This is a genomic window from Bartonella sp. CL63NXGY (assembly GCF_042194905.1).
GTDB lineage: Bacteria > Pseudomonadota > Alphaproteobacteria > Rhizobiales > Rhizobiaceae > Bartonella.
The window spans coordinates 1-656 of the sequence record NZ_JBHINK010000110.1 but is presented as its reverse complement, the minus strand read 5'-3'; the positions used below and the strand labels follow the sequence as shown (position 1 = coordinate 656).

General features: G+C 39.3%; 1 protein-coding gene. It reads left to right on the top strand.

Features of this window, described 5'->3' with window-relative positions; genetic code table 11:
- Positions 1-15: 15 nt before the first annotated feature.
- Positions 16-656: type IV secretion system protein (locus ACFIK0_RS09540; protein ID WP_375663934.1), on the top strand; the 641-nt coding region annotated here is incomplete at its 3' end.

The window sequence follows — 656 nt, the reverse complement described above, 5'->3', positions numbered from 1 at the left end:
TTAAAGAGGAATTCCATGAACTTTACAGTGTTCACGCAACTTTTCAATAAAATTGATCAGATAACAAAAACATATGTCACGGATATTTCCTCAAAAACAATAGCTACAATTACACCCTTTGTTTCAATCGGTATCACAATTGCTTTCATCATCTATGGTTGGCTCATCATTCGGGGCGCTATAGATATGCCTCTCTCCGGATTTGTAAATCGTTTCCTACGGATAAGTATTATTACTTCAATAGCTCTTACCACAGGACTTTATCAGAATGAAATTGCGAGTTTGATAACACAAATGCCCTATGAGTTATCAAAAGCGCTCATAACAAATCCACTCGATAATACACAATTAATGAATTTACTGGACACAACAGCAACCAAAGGATTTCAATATGCAGGCCGTCTTTTCGAAGAAACCGTCTTCTTCGAAGCCAATGGACTGCTTTACAGTCTCTTAGGCATCATCATCTTGTTGGCAACAAGCCTCGTAGTAGCAATCGGTGGTGGTCTCGTGCTCCTAACAAAAATCGCTATTACACTTCTCGTAGGATGGGGACCACTCTTCATCATTGCTTTGCTCTGGCAACCAACTCATCGCCTTTTCGAGCAATGGATAATCCAAGTCGTCAATTATATAATCCTCTTTCTACTCTTAGC